Origin of the sequence: Pseudomonas putida S13.1.2 (genome assembly GCF_000498395.2) — a bacterium.
Classification (GTDB): domain Bacteria; phylum Pseudomonadota; class Gammaproteobacteria; order Pseudomonadales; family Pseudomonadaceae; genus Aquipseudomonas; species Aquipseudomonas putida_Q.
The window spans coordinates 1,627,578-1,643,751 of sequence record NZ_CP010979.1 but is presented as its reverse complement, the minus strand read 5'-3'; the positions used below and the strand labels follow the sequence as shown (position 1 = coordinate 1,643,751).

Below are 16,174 nucleotides of genomic sequence, written 5' to 3'. Positions count from 1 at the left end.
CTGCTGAACACTGACCCTCGCTGGAGCGAAATTAGCGCGCGGTGAACCAGGTGGGGTGTAGCACAGGAAACTGTTCCTTCAGCCAATCCACAAATGCGTCGACCTGAGGAGCAAGGTGCGTTCTGCTTGGGTAGAGTACGGAAACCAAGCGCGGCTGTGGACGATGAGCCCTGAGTACCTCGACCAGTTCTCCACTGGCCAGGAACGTCTCAACGGTAATGCCCGGCGCTTGAACAATGCCGAAGCCTGCAACACCACATTGCACGTAGGCATTTGACTCGTTCACAGTGATACCCCCACGGGGGGTGTGAGGATGATCCTTGCCGTGCAGCGAAAAGTGCCAAGGCAGCGGCCTGTTGCTTTGGCCGGACAGGAAGCTGACACATCGGTGGTCTATCAGGTCTTGCAGGGTTGTGGGTGCCCCGAAGGCTTGGAGATAACCAGGGGACGCACAGGTCACCATGATGGCGGTGCCAATTTCTCTGGCCACCATACTTGAATCTGGGAGGTCACCAATTCTCAGTACACAGTCGACGCCTTCGGCTACGAGATCTACTGTCCGGTCGGTCACACCCAGCGCAAGTTCGATTTCGGGGAATGCCTCCGTAAATCTCCTGAGGCTGTCCATGAAGCTGTGCTGGGAGAACGCAGTGGGGATGTCAATTCGAAGCCGTCCACGCAAGGTCGACCCACTGCGGTCGAACATGGAAGTGGTCTCTGCGATGGTCGCCAGGACCTCTTTGACGCGTTCGTAAAATCGCTCCCCCTCAGCAGTCAGTTTTACCCTGCGAGTCGTGCGCTGGAATAGACGGACACCGAGCGAAGCTTCCAGGTCCTGAATGGTGCGTGTGACGTGCGGGCGTCCTGTCTGCATGGCTTCTGCAACTTTGGTGAAGCTCTCCAGCTCCGCTAGCTTGGCGAATACCTGCATCGCCTGTAGAAGCTCCATAAGTCTCCCCTCGAGAAGCATGTGACTGCGATGATTGTTGCTTTTCAGGATAACAATCCTGTTGGTTTCTGCACATTTATCCAGCAGTGCCAACGCGGAACAATGTCCTCAGCGTAAAGGGGGAGCCTTTCCTCCTCTGCACCTCAAAACTGCTGGAGACAGAAAATGAAAGCGTGGCTTCTGAAGGATTTTGGCCTGGAGAACCTGGTACAGGGCGAAACGCCAACCCCCGTACCCCAAGCGGGCGAACTGCTGGTCAAAGTAGGCGCTGTATCCCTCAATTTCCGGGACAAGGCCATTGTTGACGGTATCTACGAACCTCACATGGTGCCCAAGCCGCTGATCCCCGTGAGCGATGCGGCTGGCACTGTCGTGGCAGTCGGTGATGGTGTCAGCCGCTTCGCTGTTGGAGATCGGGTCAACTCACATCTCTACTCACGTTGGTTGGACGGCATGCCCGGGCCAGATGAACCCGACTACTGCTTCGGCTCGCCATTGCCTGGTGGTCTGGCGCAATACATGATCATCCATGAAGACAGCGCGGTTCGTGCACCCGACAACATGTCCGATGAGGAGGCCGCGACCCTTCCGATTGCTGCGCTGACGGCGTGGTATGCGCTCGTCGATTATGGCCAGATCCAGGCCGGCCAGACTGTTTTGGTTCAGGGGTCTGGAGGTGTTTCTGTTTTTGCAGCACAAATTGCCACAGCCTTGGGGGCCAAGGTTATCGTCACCTCCAGCCGTGATGCCAATCTGGAAGCTGTAAAAAAGCTGGGCGCTGTTGCGGGTGTGAACTATCGCACTACCCCTGAGTGGGCAAAGGAAGTACTGAAGCTCACTGACGGCAAAGGTGTAGATCTCCTGTTGGATGTGGCAGGCGGTGATGGCATCAACCAATCGATTGCTGCAACAAAGGCAGGTGGACATATCGCACAGATCGGCTTTCTGACAGGCCAAACCTCTGCCCTGAACCTGATGCCCATGATTTTCCGACAAACAACGATTCGCGGCATAGCAGTGGCGCCGCGCTCATCATTCGATCGAATGAACGAATTTCTGAATGCGCATGGTATTCGCCCGGTAATCGACCACGTGTATCCATTCGATCAAGCACGCGAAGCGTACGAACATTTGGCCAGAGGCGCGTTTGGCAAGGTGGTAATCAAAATCGCGCAGGATTGAACCACTTGGCGTGGCGCTGCCTACTTGCGCAGTGAAATAGGCGCAGTCAGATGGCCACCCAATTAGGTGGCCGCAGACCGACACTCTTACTCGCCTGCTGCAACGGCAGGCGCGTGAGCACGTCCTTCAAATGGCCGTATCAGGTTGTGATCCTGATTGTTCTCGATGGGCACCGCCGTTGATCCTGGAGTCAGAGGGTGAGTTCGCCGGACGCTTACAATCCCTGAGTAAAGTATTCACGTTCAGCGTCAACGCTTCGAGTGTGAAGGGTTTCGTCAGCACAGCCGTGTCGGGCTCCAGCTGGGCGTTGTCCAATACAGTGGGTTGCGCATACCCGGTCATGAACAAGACCGGAAGACCAGGCCTGATGCTGCGCCCAGTATCGGCCATCTGCCTGCCGTCGGTTCCCCCTGGCAGACCGATGTCTGTGACAAGCAGATCGATGCGGGTATCCGAGCGGAGTAACTGCAGGCCGGCAAGGCTATCGGTCGCCTCAATCACGATGTATCCGCAGCTGCCCAGCGACTCACTCACAAACATGCGGACGGAGGGTTCATCATCGACGACCAACACCGTTTCGCCTGAGCAGGCCAGTTCTGACTCAGGCAATGGCTCGGCACGACCTGCAGCATCGACCTCAACCTTATGGCTGGGCAGCTGCAGACATACGCGGGCGCCTTGGCCCACTTCTGACTCGATCCGAACCTGCCCGCCAGACTGCTTGGCGAAACCATAGATCATGGACAGGCCGAGCCCTGTACCCGCCCCCACAGGCTTGGTGGTGAAGAAAGGCTCGAATGCACGCGCTAACGTCTCAGCGCTCATGCCTACCCCGTCATCGGCAACACAGATCGTGAAGTACGTGCCGGGTGCCAGTTCAGGGTCGAGATCTGCCCCTGGTACCAGCTGCTCGTTGTACGTCCTGATGGAGATCGATCCTCCACCTTCCAACGCGTCGCGAGCGTTGATACACAGGTTTAGCAGTGAGTTCTCTACTTGAGCCGGATCCACCAGGCAAGTACTTGAGGTTGCATGGAGCTCGACCTTGAGCTGGATTGCTGGCCCTACCGTCCGACGTATCAGCTCCTCCATGTCGCTGATCAGGGTGTTCACATCGGTATGAACAGGCATCAGCGTCTGGCGGCGAGAGAACGCCAGGAGTCGGTGGGTCAGCGATGCCGCCCTTTGTGCTGCACCCTGTGCCACCGTCAGGTAACGTTCTACGTCAGTAGTGCGCCCCTGCTTCAAGCGAAGCTTGATCAGTTCAAGGCTTCCGGTGATGCCCGCGAGAAGGTTGTTGAAATCGTGAGCGATACCTCCGGTCAGCTGACCGACCGCCTCCATTTTCTGCGATTGACGTAGCGCTGCCTGCGCCGCTTCCCGCTCGGCCACGGCTTGTTCAATCTTCGCTTCCAGGGTGCGGTTAAGCTCAAGCAACTCCGCCTCGGCATTTCTTCGCGCGGTGACATCGATGGACGAGCCGATCAGCCCGATGACCTCGCCTGCTTCGTCGCACAGGGGGGCTTTGACAGAAAGCCAGTAGGTAGCCGTGCCATCCGGCATGTCGACACGCTCTTCGATCTGCAGCGCGCCTTTCCCGCCATGCATGATATGACGATCGGTTTCCATGATCTGGCGTGCCTGGGCCTTGTCTTCCAGAAACTCCAGGTCGGTTTTGCCCAGATAGAGCTCTGGTGGCTTGCCAACCAGCTGGGTGACACCATCATTTGCAACAATCAGCCGCCCCTCGAGATCCTTTGCGTAGACAACTCCCGGAACAGCAGCCGTGAAGGTACGCAGCAACGCTGATATCCTGTCGCGTTCAGCCTCCGCAGACCGGCGTGACTCAATGTCCATGAGAATGCCAGGGAAGCGAACAGCCTGGCCTTCCTCGTCAAGCTCAGCTCTGCCATTGGCCTCAATCCAGCGGTAGCTGCCATCATCCTGTCTGACGCGGTATTCACACCGGTAGGCGCCCCCACGGCTCATCGCCTCCTGGATATCGGCAGAGACACGGTCACGGTCGTCAGGGTGAATCGAGGCAAAAGCTTCCTCGATCGGAATACCCGCCATGCATTTATCTGCAGGAAGCCCGAAAGATCGCGAGAACCGTTCATCCGCGGTCACTTGGTTGTGCCGAATATCCCACACCCACGTTCCAATGATCGCGCCAGCATCGAGCGCCAACTGCAGACGCTCCAAAGCGCTCGTCGGAAACGCGGACTCCTGACTGGGTAATGCGGGAGCATCCAGCTCTCCTGAAAAGCCGGCGCCTTCGCGATCCATATATTGCCTCTTTCCTTACGCACATGAACGACAAGCCAATGGATGAGATTCTAGAGCGTGATGCCAAGCTATGGCGAGCACAGCCCTTCACCTGATCTGATGCACCCTGTGCGTTCGTCTGTCGCTTTAGCGCAGGCCAAAGCCCATCCGGCTCAATTCCCCCAGCAGCTCCTCGCGCCCATGCAGGCTAGAAACGTTCCGCAGCCTGCTAACCACTTGCTCCGACCAGCCTGAAGCCTTCATGCCTTCGCGTTGATAGAAAGCACCCAGGCGCTTGTCGTATTCCGCTAGAACGCCCTGCTCGTCGGCAGCCGAGTACGTTTCGTGATGAAGCACTGCTGCCTGTGGCAGCCTCGGCTTCACCTTGGCTGGCCGATCCGGCGACGGATAGCCAACGCATAGGCCGAACACCGGATAGACCTGAGGCGGCAGTTGCAGTTCCTTGGCAACGGCTTCGATGTCGTTACGGATACCGCCGATGTACACGCTTCCGAGCCCAAGCGACTCCAACGCAACGACCGCATTCTGGGCCGCAAGCGCCGCGTCGATGGTGCCGAGCAACAGGCTTTCCAGGTAGGGCAATGCCTCCAGTGCTACCCCATGCTGGTCTGCGATGCGCGAGACCCGGGACAAATCGGCAAGCCAGACCAGGAACAGTGGCGCTTGATGGATGTAGGGTTGGTTGCCGGCCAGCGCCGAGAGGCGGCCTTTTCGCTCCCCCTCTTGCACCGCAACCACACTCCAGACCTGGAGGTTGGATGATGTGGACGCGGACTGAGCGGCGGCAATCAAAGTCTCGAGCGTACCCTCGGGCAGAGGTTGATCAGTGAACGCCCTGACGCTGCGGTGTTCGAGCAGTTGGTCGATGGTGTCATTCCATTGTTGCAGCGCAGAAATGTTCGGTGCGCCATAGCGTGCAGCGAGTTTTGCCTGAGCGTTGGTTGTCATGAGAAGCCTCCAAAATGATAGGAGGCTATCAAAGTTCGCCGTTTACCACACAGCTACCCCGAAATTTTTCATTATCCGCCCCTGCCGCCTGCGTCTCGACCAGCCTCACCACTTCGCTGCGTGTCAGCCATCACGCCTGCACACCCACTGCACAGCCAGTGCCCGCGCCCTGTAAACGTTGCGCCAGCAGCCAGGTAAACGCCAGCACCGGGATCAGCGCACAGCCAGCCGCCAGCCACAGCAGCATGCCGAAGCCCTCACCGACCAGTTGCCCGGCCAAGGCCGGACCTGCCATGGAGCTCAGGGCAAAGGCCCCTGGAATCAGCATGATCGAGCGGCCGCTGCGGTCCAGCCGCGCAATCGCTGCGGTCTGGTAGACGCAGCCCCAGGTAAAGCCGACTTCCCAGATCCAGGCGCCGGCGGCATACATCAAAAAGCCTTCGGCGTTGCCCAGTAACAACAGCCCGGTACCCAGCACCGCGAGCACAATAAGATGGGGTACGCGTACGCCCAGACGGTCACCCACCACCGCCAAGGCCAGCGCCGCTGCGCCGCCCAGCAGTTTCAGCACGGCGAAGACGACACCCAGTTCCGCTGGCTGCAACGCCAGGCCATGGCCCAAGCGCTCAAGGAACGCCCAGAGGCCAATCTGCCCGGCGCCGAACAGGAAGAAAAATGCCAGCGCTGCATAAGCCGCTGGCGGAAACCTGAAGCGTGCTAGTAACGAGTCGGTTTGCGCCTGCTGCGCTTCGTGAATGAAGTCCTGACGCCTGGGCAATGCCAGCGCACTTAGGCTCAACAGCAGAATGATCGCGGCCAGCATCAAGGCCGCGCCGGCATAGTGGAAATAGGCAATCACTAGCGACGGCAAGGCGAACAGCACGGCGGCCACCACCCCCAGTTCAATACCCAGGCGCATGCCCAGGGCGCGTTCCTTGTTGGCCATTTCACCCATGATGCGCATGCCCAGGCAGGTCATGAGCGCAGCAAAAAAACCGATCACCGCCCACAGCGGCAGCTGGGCCGTGGCCGGCAGCCAGGACGACATCCCATATGCCGCCGCAGCGCCAAGCGCACAACCCAGGGTCAACCAGCGCCAGTTCATGCGGTCGATCAGCACCACTGCCAGCAGCGTGCCGAGCAGGTAGCCGGCAAAACACACCGAGCCCAGCAGGCCGATCTGTTCGACAGTAAAGCCCAGGCTTTCGACCATCGACCCGAGCAGGATAGGCAAGGTATTGAACGGCAAGCCGCCAATCGTCGAAGCGAAGCTGGCGGCCAGCATGATCGCCAGGGTATTACGGCCACTCATGTTCATTGCTCTCTCCTGCTCGGGTGGCTTTCAGCGCTGGCCGACGGTAATGACTTCGCGGCGCTCAGCCATGGCGTCCGGCACGCTGGCTTCGTCCATGAAAAACTGCTCGTACCACTCGCGCAGTTGATAGACCGGGCCATCGCCTTCGGCCAGAACCGGGTTGTTCACCCGAATCTTGTGCGCCCAGATATCCACGTCCTGGTAAAAGGATTCGCGGTTGCGCATCACATAGTCCTTGGCCATTTCCCGGTTCTGTTCTTCGCTCCAGCCCGGCACCTTCTTCACCATGCAGCCAAAACGCAGCTCAAAACTGTTGGCGGTGATCGGCACATGGCAGTTGAGCAGGATCGAGTGGATTTCCATGCCCTCGAACACCGCGCGCATGCGGGTAAAGTGCGTGGCTGGTCCGTAGTACGCCGACTCGGCCACCAGATCACCGCCCAGGCGCTCGGAGTCGCCATGGAAAATCTGCTGGGCAATGTGCCCTTCGAAGACGTTGGCGAAATACTTGGTTGGCGTACCATGAACCGGCCCGAAGTGCTGGGCATCTGCCAGGTTATCGACCAGTTCGCGTGGGTTGGTTTCGATAATCAGCTTGTCCATGTGCCAGTCGTGCAGCCATTCGTCACTGTCCTGTTCCGCCAGATGAGGAATCACCACGCCGTCTGCCGGCGCTTTGCCTTCCGGGTTGTTCCAGACAAACAGCAGGTTGTTTTCTTCACAGGTCAGCCAGCTGCGGGTCTTGGCTTTCGGGGGGATACGCTTGCAGTACGGGATCTCCACGCACTTGCCGCTGGCGTCGTACTGCCAGTGATGAAAGGGGCATACCACCCGGTCATTTTCCAGGGTGCCGCGCGAGAGGTCGGCGCCCATGTGCGGGCAATGCGCGTCAATGACGCTGATCTGGCCGCTGGAAGTCGCAAATGCCAGCAAGCGCGTGCCGAAGATATTCAGGGTGTGCAACTGGCCATTACGGTAGTCGGCCGCTTCACCCAGGCAGTGCCAGCCTCGGCCGAAGCGCGGGGCCAGAGCAGTTTCGACATTGATTGCTGCGAGCTTGGTCATTGTTATTGTTCCTCGTGTGAAAATCCCCGGTAACTTGCCCGGTCAATCTTCACCGAGCAGCCGCCGGTGCTCATCCTCCGCATGGACTAGGTGAGCACCACGAGTACTTCTTCAGCCAGTGCTCATCGCCAGTTGGCGACGATGCCGTGCTCCAGCGCAAACGCCTGCGCGGCGATGGTGCGCCGTTGAAAGCGCGCGGCCTGATCGTGGGTGGCCAGCCACACCATCACCTGTGCCGGCACCTGGGGAGGCGCAGTGCCGATGCGCAGCGCCAGCAGGCCATTTTCGCCGATGGTAGCCTTCAGCGCGTCGGTGGTGACCACCCCCGGGTTAAGCGTAAAGGCGCGAATTCCCTGCTCGCCCAGTTCGGCTGCAAGCACCCCCGAAACCCTGGAGACTGCAGCCTTGCCCGCACCGTAGGCGTAGCCCCAGCCACCGTCGACGGCAGCCACGGGCGGGTCGCCTTCACCGGCACCGGAGGTGACGTTGATCACCACCCCGGCGCCCCGTTCGAGCATGCCGGGCAACACGGTCTGGGTCAGTAACAGCGGCGCCAGCACATAACCCTGGAATACCCGCTGCATGGTCTGCGGCTGCAGCGACATGAATGCGCTGTTGAGATCGCGGCCCTGGTAGATGGCGTTGTTGATCAGCACATCGATGCGCCCGAGCGCCGCCAGTACTGCCTGGCCGGCGGCCAGTACCGAGGCGCTGTCGAGCAGATCCATAGGCACCACCAACGCCTTGCGCCCCATGGCGCGGATCGCGGCTGCCGTACTGTTGAGGCTGCCCGCCAGGGGCACGCCCTGGGCGTCGCACAGCCGATGCGCGGTGCTTTCGCCCTCCTCTACAGTGCGGGCACTGATCGCCACATCGAACCCGGCCCGGGCAAAGGCCAATGCCGTCTCGCGCCCGATACCGCGGCTTGCCCCGGTAATGAATGCCACTTTGGTCATTGTTGTTCTCACGTGGACATAGGCTAGAAACGTGCCGGACGAACCATGGCATCCATACCGCCATCTACAAACATCACAGTGCCGTGGACAAAACTGGCTTGAGCCGACTGCAAGAATGCCACGACCTGGGCGATCTCCTCAGGGTTGCCGGCGCGCCCCAGCGGTGCGACAAACTCACGGACCGCCTTGGCAAAGCGTGGATCGTTCAGCGACGCCTGGTGCAGCGGCGTCTCGACTGCCCCAGGCGCCACCACATTCAGGCGTATGCCTTGTTTTGCCCAGGCAACCGCCTTGCTACGGGCATTGCAGGTCACGGCGTATTTGGAGCTGGCATAGGCCACATGGGACTGCCCCAAGGTATTGGCGTGTTCCAGTGCCAGCGCTTCGTTGCCGGCGAGCATGGCCGCAATCATCGGCTGCTGATCGGGGCTGACGTGGGTGGCCGCAATCGATCCGATCACTACAGCGGCTGGCCGCTCGCCCTTGGCCAACGCATCGGCCAGGCCGTCAAGCAGCTCACAGACGCCAAAGTAGTTGACCGACACGATGGTATCGGACACCGCGCTGGAGCCTACCCCGGCGCAGCACACCAGGCCGTCGAGCACCCCGCCGCTGTGCTCGAGCACCGCACTGATGGCGGCCTGGCGCCCGCTTGCGCTGGACAGGTCGGCAATCACCTCGGCATTTGCCCGGTCGATGCCGATGATGCGGTGCCCGGCGGCACGTAGCGCCTGGCAGACTGCCGCGCCGATCCCGGATGCAGAACCGCTGACCGCTGTAACTGGCATAACGTTGCTCCTTGTTGAATGGTGGTGCTGGCTAGTATTGGTGCCGCGCAAACCCCACAACATCGTCCGCACGGACTAAAACGCCCCGGCCTTGCAAGCAGGACCGGGGCGTTCGGGTAAGCCGGGCGAAGTTCAGGCGCTATTGCGCGCCGGGGTGGCCAGCTTCAACACCGGTTTTTCCGGCTTATCGTTTGGCAGTGCTGCCAGTTTGGGCTTTCCCAGGGCAACCACACTGTTGAGAATGATGCGCACCAACTCCGTCTGGCGGCGCACACCCGTCTTTGAAAAGATCGAGCGCAAATGCGCCCGTGCGGTGTTGCGGCGCACATTCAATACTTCGGCGGCCTCTTCAAGCGACAGGCCGTTAGCCAGCTCCATGGCCAGTGCGGTTTCGGCCCGGGTCAGGTTGAACAGTTGCTTGGTTACCGTTTCGCTAGCCATGGAGCGGCCAACCGCGTCGCGGATGTATACCACCACCGCAGGTTTGCTCTTGCCCTCGGCCCAGTCCTGGGTGGGAATGGCCTCGATCACTACCCCCAGGTTGACCTGGCCCGATGGCCTGGCCACCGACATCGCTTCGGCCGCCGTGCTGACCTTTTCGCTGTTGACGTCACGCGCGAAGGCATTGCGTACCAGGCGTTGCAGTTCGCGGTTGTCGCTGGGATAGGTGGCTTCAAGACGCCCACCCACCAGTTTCAGGCCGTCCGCCTGTTCCAGCAGTTCGCTGGCCACCGGGTTGAGGCGCAGCACGCTGCCATTCTGGTCAAGCACGATGGTGGCCACTGACAAGCGGCTGATGGCCTGGGCATACAGTTCGCTAATCGACTCGCTGCGGTCGAGCAGGTTGTGCACGTGCATCGCACGGCGCAAATGCGGCAGGATCATTTCGCACAGCGTGCGCTCGGAGGCGGTGAATTTCGGCGCGGCTTTGGGCCGGGTAATGCGAAAGCGCAGCTTGCCGCCATCGGGTGTGGAAACGTCGGCACCCATGATGTGGTAAGTGTCGTGCACGGTTCCGTAGGTCTTGTAGTAGACCGAATTGGCCCACTCCGCTTCGGTCATCAGGTCTTCGACGGTGAACACCTGGTCCATCGGCGGGTTGCTGAAGGGGGTGACAGTTTGTGGGTAGGCCCAGTAACTCACCTCCCCTTCGCCTTCGATGTCACCGACGACAATCATCAGGCCCAGGTCCGGTTGCTCTGGCACTCTCAAGATCAAGGTGACGTAATTGGCCTGGTACAGGCTGCGTACGTGGCGCAGGGTCTTGGCCATCAACTTGTGGTTCAGCGACCCGTCATAAAACTCGCCGATGAGCGTGTCATATTCCGCCAGCTCCATACCCATTTCTGCCAGCGCTTCAAACCCCACGGTGGAATTTCCCATCGCCCGTCTCCTCGCGGGGCACAGCCCAGGCCGTGCCCGCTTTTATTGTTATGATTCAAACACGTGTGCGCGCGCTGCACGGTTCGCTTTGACCGCAACCAGGGGTTTGCCGAGGTTGAACCAGGCGGCCAAGGCCGGCAGCAGGAAAATTGCCCCAAGTACATTGACCAGAAACATGAACGATAGCAAGACCCCCATATCGGCCTGGAACTTCAGCGGTGCAAAGGCCCAGGTGCACACCCCGATCGACATCGTCAAAGCAGTGAAAACGGCCGCTGTTCCGCGTTGGCACATGGCCTGGTAGAACGCGTGGCGCAGGTTGGCGCCCTCGGCCATTTCGTGCTGGATCCGCTCATACAGGTAAATGCCGTAGTCAACCCCGACGCCAACCCCAAGCGCCATCACCGGCAGGGTCGCCACCTTCAACCCGATGCCAAGCATGGCCATCAGTGCATTGCACAGTACCGCCACGATGGCCAGCGGCACCAGGATGCACAACACCGCGCGCAACGACTTGAAGGTCAACCAGCAGAACAACAGCACCGAGCCAAACAATGCCACCAGCATCAGCACCTCGGCGCGCTTGACCGCGTCGTTGGATGCCGCCATTACCCCGACGTTGCCACCGCCGAGGAAAAACCTGATTTCCGGCACCTGGACCTGGGCAATGATCCGCTTGGCCTCCTGGACCACATGCGAGACCGTGGCGCCATCGTGGTCGGTGAGAAACACCAGAATCTGCATCTGCTGGCAGCCATCGGTCACCAGGCCGTCCTCGGGCATGTAGGCACGGGCACCTTGACTCAAGCCTCGGGCCGACCCGGGAATGGCCGCCCAACGTGGGTTGCCTTCGTTGTTGCCGGCAATTACCGTCTTGCCAAAACCGGCCACCGACTGCACCGACTGCACGCCGGTGACGCTGCGCATCTGGAAGTCGAAGGCTTCCACCGCACGCATCACCGACGGTGACAGGCACGCCTCTTCCAATCCCTGGGCCTGGACGAACACCGCCAGCACATCAAGGCCTATGGAGTAGCTGCTGACAATTTTGCTGTTGTCCTGGTTGTAACGTGACTCGGCGCGCAGTTCCGGTGCGCCAGCACCGATGTCACCGACTTCCAGCTGCCGGGCCTTGAGCACCGCCACGCTCAGCAACATTACGCTGAGCACCAGCACCGCCAGGGCCGGGCGCGGTTCGGCCAGCGCCGACAAGCGCCACCACAGCGGGTGCCTGCCCTGCTGCTGGGCGCGTTCCTTGCTCAGCACACTACGCTCCAGGCGCAGGTAGGAAATAATGATCGGCAACATCAGCTTGTTGGTGATGATCATCAGCATCACGCCGATGCAGGCCGTCACCCCCAGTTCATGCACGATAGGGATGTCGATCAGCATGATCACGCCAAAGCCCAAGGCATTCATCAGCAACGCCAGGGAGCCAGGAATGAAGATCTTGCAAAAGGCCAGGTGCGCCGCCTGTAGCGAATCCTTGCCGGCCAGCACTTCCTGTTTCCAGGCATTGGTCATCTGCACGGCGTGCGAAACGCCAATGGAAAAAATCAGGAACGGCACCAGGATCGACATCGGGTCGATACCCAGGCCCATCAGCGGCAACAAGCCCAACAGCCACACCACCGGCAGCAACGCCACCAGCAGCGCGACTACGGTCAGGCGCAACGAGCGTGAATACAGCCACAGCAATAGGCCGGTGATCAGGAAGGCGACGACAAAAAAGCCGATCACGGTCATCAGCCCTTCGACAACATCACCCACCAGTTTGGCGAAACCGACGATGTTGATCTCGATCTGATCGCTGCTGTATTTGTCGCGAATGCCCTCCAGACGCTTGGCGACTTCAACGTAACTGACCGATTTGCCTGTTTGTGGGTCAACGTCCTGCAAGTCGGCCCGAACCATGGCCGACTTCAGGTCATTGGCCACCAGCCGCCCGACCTGCCCCGAGCGCGCGGCGTTACTGCGCACCTGGGCCAGGTCTTCGGCGCTGGCGGTAAAGCGTGGCGGTACCACCACATCACCAAAAAAGCCTTCTTCGGTGATCTCGATGTAACGCACGTTGGCGGTGAACAGCGAGGTTACGCTGGCGCGGCTGACCCCGTTGATAAAGAACACATCGTCAGTCACCTTGCGCAGCGTGTCGAGGAACTCGGGGTTGTAGATGTCACCCTCGCCCTTCCACCTGACGCTGACCAGAAAGCGGTTGGCGCCGGTGAAGTACTGGCTGAATTCGAGGAAGTTGAGCATGTACTCATGTCGCACCGGGATCTGCTTGTTGAAGCCAGGGTCGAGCTGGGTATGCGTGGCGCTGTAGCCCAGGCCCAGGGTCAGCAGCAGGAACACCGTCAACAGCAGTTTGCGTCGTGCCAACAGCAGGTCGGCGCACCGCTCGACCAGGCGCCCGGCTCGGGCTTTAGCGTACTTCATGCACTTGCTCTCCTTTGCCCAGAGCGGCAACGCTGTTACCGTTCCCCTGGAAAACGCCCCGTTCGCCGGCTACCAGCAACTGATCGGTGCCCACCACTATGGCTGATGTCAAGGTGCCCAACCCCGGTTGGCGGGTGGTGCCGATCAAGCGGCCTTCTGCGTCGAGGCGCACCATTGAACTGCCGCCGCCGACAATCAGTACGCCGCTGTGGTCTGGCAGCACAACATGGCCATAAAGCGGCTGGGTATTGCCAACCTTGATCGCCTGCCACTGCTCACCGAAGTTGTCGGTGACAAACACATGGCCGCGCATGCCATAGGTCACCCAACGCTGGGCGCTCAGGCGAACCACGCCAAACAGTGAGCCGTTGTAGAACGCCGGCAACTGTTGCCAATGCTGCCCGTTATCGGCGCTGCGCATGACCAGGCCCTGTTCGCCGGCCAGCATGCGCCGGCCATCGCTGCCGCCATCCAGCGCATTGAGATGAGCACGGTCGACCTCCAGCGCCACCGCGCGCCAGCTGCGCCCGGCATCGTCGGACTGGTAGAACTTGCCGTAGCTGCCGAACACGACAACCTGCTTGCCACCGGCCGCCCAGGCACCGAGCAATGGCTCGCCTGCTGCGGGATCAAAATGAACCTCTTGCCAGCTGCTGCCAGCGTCATTGGAGCGCAGAATCAGGCTGTCCTGGCCAACGGCTACCAACTGCTCGGAATTCAACGCGGTCAAAGCCGTCAGGGAAATCTGACGTTGCGGCTCGACCGTGGCTTGCTGCCAGCTGCGGCCGCGGTCGTCGCTGATCAGGATGGTGCCGCGCTCACCCACCGCCACCTGACGAGTGCCCAGATTGAGCAGGCCGTTTATCTGCATGCGCTCGGTATTCAGCGTGGTCTGGGCGATGTTCAGCGCGCCGCGTGGGGTAAATGCCAGCGCAACGATTGCGGCAACCGTAATGCACACGAAATAGGCAATAAGCTTGGCGCATGGGCGACTGCGTGCAGCGACATCCAGGCGCTCGACAATAGACATACGGTCCACCCTCTTGTTCTTGTAGTCGTGAATCACCGCGCCACCAGGGCGCGGTGTCTGAGGTGTGTAGATAGTCCGTCTGCTCGACCTGCGGGACATCGTCCAAATGGCCTACCCCGCTGCCGATAGACAGAACCGCGGGTCAGTCCAGCTCGAACAGGCCCGCCGCGCCCATGCCACCCCCAATGCACATGGCCACGACCACATAGCGCACGCCGCGGCGGCGCCCTTCCAGCAGGCCATGACCGACCATGCGCGCACCCGACATGCCGAACGGGTGACCAATCGAAATAGCCCCACCGTTGACGTTCAGGCGCTCCGCCGGGATGCCCATGGCGTCGCGGCAATGCAGGACCTGGCAGGCAAAGGCTTCGTTGATTTCCCATAACCCGATGTCGGCCACGCTCAAACCGAAGCGTTTGAGCAGTTTGGGCACCGCCAGCACCGGGCCGATGCCCATTTCTTCCGGCGCGCAGCCGGCCACGGCGATGCCGCGATACGTCCCCAGCGGCTTCAGGCCACGCCGGGCGGCCTCGGCGCGGCTCATCAGCAGGCTGGCCGAGGCGCCGTCGGAGAACTGCGAGGCGTTGCCGGCGGTAATGAACTCGCCCTGCTCGACCCATTGGCCGTTCTTCCACACGGGTTTCAACGCCGCCAGGTCTTCGAAGCGGGTCGAAGGACGGTTGCACTCGTCGCGCTCGGCCACCACCTGTTCATGGCCATCGGGCTGGCCTTCCTTGTCAAAGCGCAGCTTGCGCACTTGCAGCGGTACGATTTCTTCGTCGAACAGGCCATCGCGCTGGGCAGCCGCCGTGCGCTGCTGGCTTTGCAGCGAGTAGTCGTCCTGAGCCGCGCGGCTGATGCCATAGCGCCGGGCAACGATCTCGGCGGTTTCGATCATCGGGATATAGGCGCTTGGCATGCACGCCAGCACCGCCTCCGACTGATTGCGGTAGGTGTTCTTGTGCTTGTTCTGGGTCAGCGACAGCGACTCGACCCCCCGCCAATGACAATGCTCATTTCACCGGCCAGAATGTTCTTCGCCGCCATGCCGATACTGATCAGGCCGGAAGCGCACATACGGTCCAGGGCCATGCCCGGCACGCTGTCGGGCAAACCGCCGGTGTAGGCACACAGCCTGCCAATGTTGTAGCCCTGGGTGCCCTGCTGTACCGCCGCGCCCATGATCACGTCATCCACCGCGCCAGGCTCGATACCGGCACGCTCGACCACCGCGCGCACCACATGGCCGCCAAGCACCGGGGCTTCGGTGTCGTTGAAAGAGCCGCGAAAAGATTTGCTCAGCGCGGTACGGGCAGTCGCTACGATTACAACGTCTTGCTTGTCCATGAACAGGCTCACTCGGTGATGGGGTTGAAGGTGTAACGGCTGATGGTGTCGACCACGCAGCCAGGGCGTTCGGCGCCCTCGATCTCGACGCTGATGCGCACCACCAGCTGTACCGCGCTGCCGATCAGCTCGGCACTGACAACCTGGCCTCTGCCGCGTACCCGCGCGCCGACTTTCACCACGGCGGGGAAACGCACGCGGTCGGTGCCGTAGTTCACCCCCATGGCCATGTTGTCGATGCTCATCAACTGCGGCATGAACAGGTTGGCCAGCGCCAGGGTCAGGTAGCCATGGGCGATGCACGCCCCGAACGGGCCATTGGCGGCGCGCTCGGGGTCGACATGTATCCACTGCTGATCGCCTGTGGCTTCGGCAAACAGATTGACCCGCGCCTGGGTCAGCTGCAGCCAGTCGGTGACGCCCAGGTCCAGGCCCTGGGCCTTGAGCATTTGCTCGGCGCTACTGAATCGGGTGCTCATGGGG

12 protein-coding genes and 1 pseudogene are annotated in these 16,174 nt (G+C 60.8%); 1 reads left to right on the top strand and 12 read right to left on the bottom strand.

The features are described 5' to 3' along the window. Positions 1-31: 31 nt before the first annotated feature. Positions 32-931 (bottom strand): LysR family transcriptional regulator, encoded by a 900-nt coding sequence (locus tag N805_RS07425; protein ID WP_028612879.1) that lies wholly within the window; start codon positions 929-931, stop codon positions 32-34. A 183-nt stretch (positions 932-1,114) separates the two neighbouring features. Here N805_RS07425 and N805_RS07420 point away from each other — a divergent pair, with 183 nt between their 5' ends. Continuing rightward, on the top strand, positions 1,115-2,131 hold the full coding sequence (locus N805_RS07420; protein ID WP_028612880.1) for a zinc-dependent alcohol dehydrogenase family protein: 1,017 nt from the start codon (positions 1,115-1,117) through the stop codon (positions 2,129-2,131). Positions 2,132-2,257: 126 nt separating this feature from the next. On the opposite strand, the gene N805_RS07415 is transcribed toward N805_RS07420, so the two are convergent. The 11 genes and pseudogenes from N805_RS07415 to N805_RS07365 form a co-directional block, all read right to left on the bottom strand. Continuing rightward, positions 2,258-4,417 (bottom strand): hybrid sensor histidine kinase/response regulator, encoded by a 2,160-nt coding sequence (locus N805_RS07415; RefSeq protein WP_080956785.1) that lies wholly within the window; start codon positions 4,415-4,417, stop codon positions 2,258-2,260. A 126-nt stretch (positions 4,418-4,543) separates the two neighbouring features. Then, complete coding sequence (nfsA, locus tag N805_RS07410; protein ID WP_028612881.1) at positions 4,544-5,365, bottom strand: oxygen-insensitive NADPH nitroreductase; 822 nt, start codon at positions 5,363-5,365, stop codon at positions 4,544-4,546. Positions 5,366-5,495: 130 nt separating this feature from the next. Beyond that, entirely contained in the window at positions 5,496-6,683 is a 1,188-nt protein-coding gene (locus N805_RS07405; RefSeq protein ID WP_028612882.1) for an MFS transporter, read from the bottom strand. A gap of 24 nt (positions 6,684-6,707) precedes the next feature. After that, entirely contained in the window at positions 6,708-7,745 is a 1,038-nt protein-coding gene (locus N805_RS07400; protein WP_028612883.1) for a Rieske 2Fe-2S domain-containing protein, read from the bottom strand. A 122-nt stretch (positions 7,746-7,867) separates the two neighbouring features. Beyond that, positions 7,868-8,701 carry an SDR family NAD(P)-dependent oxidoreductase gene (locus N805_RS07395; protein ID WP_028612884.1) on the bottom strand — a complete coding sequence of 278 codons (834 nt, stop codon included), beginning with the start codon at positions 8,699-8,701 and terminating at the stop codon, positions 7,868-7,870. Between the two features lie 23 nt (positions 8,702-8,724). After that, the gene (locus N805_RS07390) at positions 8,725-9,489 is read right to left on the bottom strand and encodes an SDR family oxidoreductase (RefSeq protein WP_028612885.1); all 765 of its coding nucleotides are present in this window, start codon (positions 9,487-9,489) and stop codon (positions 8,725-8,727) included. 132 nt (positions 9,490-9,621) lie between these two features. Next, positions 9,622-10,872, bottom strand: a complete 1,251-nt coding sequence (locus N805_RS07385; RefSeq protein WP_028612886.1) for a helix-turn-helix transcriptional regulator — start codon at positions 10,870-10,872, stop codon at positions 9,622-9,624. Between the two features lie 48 nt (positions 10,873-10,920). Then, entirely contained in the window at positions 10,921-13,311 is a 2,391-nt protein-coding gene (locus tag N805_RS07380; RefSeq protein WP_028612887.1) for an efflux RND transporter permease subunit, read from the bottom strand. Then, positions 13,298-14,341, bottom strand: coding sequence for a WD40/YVTN/BNR-like repeat-containing protein (locus tag N805_RS07375; RefSeq protein WP_046811306.1), 1,044 nt, complete (start codon positions 14,339-14,341; stop codon positions 13,298-13,300). Before N805_RS07375 ends, N805_RS07380 begins: the two co-directional genes overlap by 14 nt. Before the next feature lie 142 nt (positions 14,342-14,483). Continuing rightward, positions 14,484-15,691, bottom strand: a pseudogene (locus tag N805_RS07370) (acetyl-CoA C-acyltransferase). A gap of 8 nt (positions 15,692-15,699) precedes the next feature. Then, on the bottom strand, positions 15,700-16,170 hold the full coding sequence (locus N805_RS07365; protein WP_028612889.1) for a MaoC family dehydratase: 471 nt from the start codon (positions 16,168-16,170) through the stop codon (positions 15,700-15,702). Positions 16,171-16,174 lie beyond the last annotated feature (4 nt).

Excerpts from the sequence above, each read along its gene's own strand:
- N805_RS07375 (WP_046811306.1), bottom strand. The coding sequence starts at position 14,341 with ATGTCTATTGTCGAGCGCCTGGATGTCGCTGCACGCAGTCGCCCATGC.
- N805_RS07395 (WP_028612884.1), bottom strand. The coding sequence starts at position 8,701 with ATGACCAAAGTGGCATTCATTACCGGGGCAAGCCGCGGTATCGGGCGC.
- N805_RS07390 (WP_028612885.1), bottom strand. The coding sequence starts at position 9,489 with ATGCCAGTTACAGCGGTCAGCGGTTCTGCATCCGGGATCGGCGCGGCA.
- N805_RS07425 (WP_028612879.1), bottom strand. The coding sequence starts at position 931 with ATGCAGGTATTCGCCAAGCTAGCGGAGCTGGAGAGCTTCACCAAAGTT.
- N805_RS07385 (WP_028612886.1), bottom strand. The coding sequence starts at position 10,872 with ATGGGAAATTCCACCGTGGGGTTTGAAGCGCTGGCAGAAATGGGTATG.
- N805_RS07365 (WP_028612889.1), bottom strand. The coding sequence starts at position 16,170 with ATGAGCACCCGATTCAGTAGCGCCGAGCAAATGCTCAAGGCCCAGGGC.
- N805_RS07405 (WP_028612882.1), bottom strand. The coding sequence starts at position 6,683 with ATGAACATGAGTGGCCGTAATACCCTGGCGATCATGCTGGCCGCCAGC.
- N805_RS07415 (WP_080956785.1), bottom strand. The coding sequence starts at position 4,417 with ATGGATCGCGAAGGCGCCGGCTTTTCAGGAGAGCTGGATGCTCCCGCA.
- N805_RS07420 (WP_028612880.1), top strand. The coding sequence starts at position 1,115 with ATGAAAGCGTGGCTTCTGAAGGATTTTGGCCTGGAGAACCTGGTACAG.
- nfsA (WP_028612881.1), bottom strand. The coding sequence starts at position 5,365 with ATGACAACCAACGCTCAGGCAAAACTCGCTGCACGCTATGGCGCACCG.
- N805_RS07400 (WP_028612883.1), bottom strand. The coding sequence starts at position 7,745 with ATGACCAAGCTCGCAGCAATCAATGTCGAAACTGCTCTGGCCCCGCGC.
- N805_RS07380 (WP_028612887.1), bottom strand. The coding sequence starts at position 13,311 with ATGAAGTACGCTAAAGCCCGAGCCGGGCGCCTGGTCGAGCGGTGCGCC.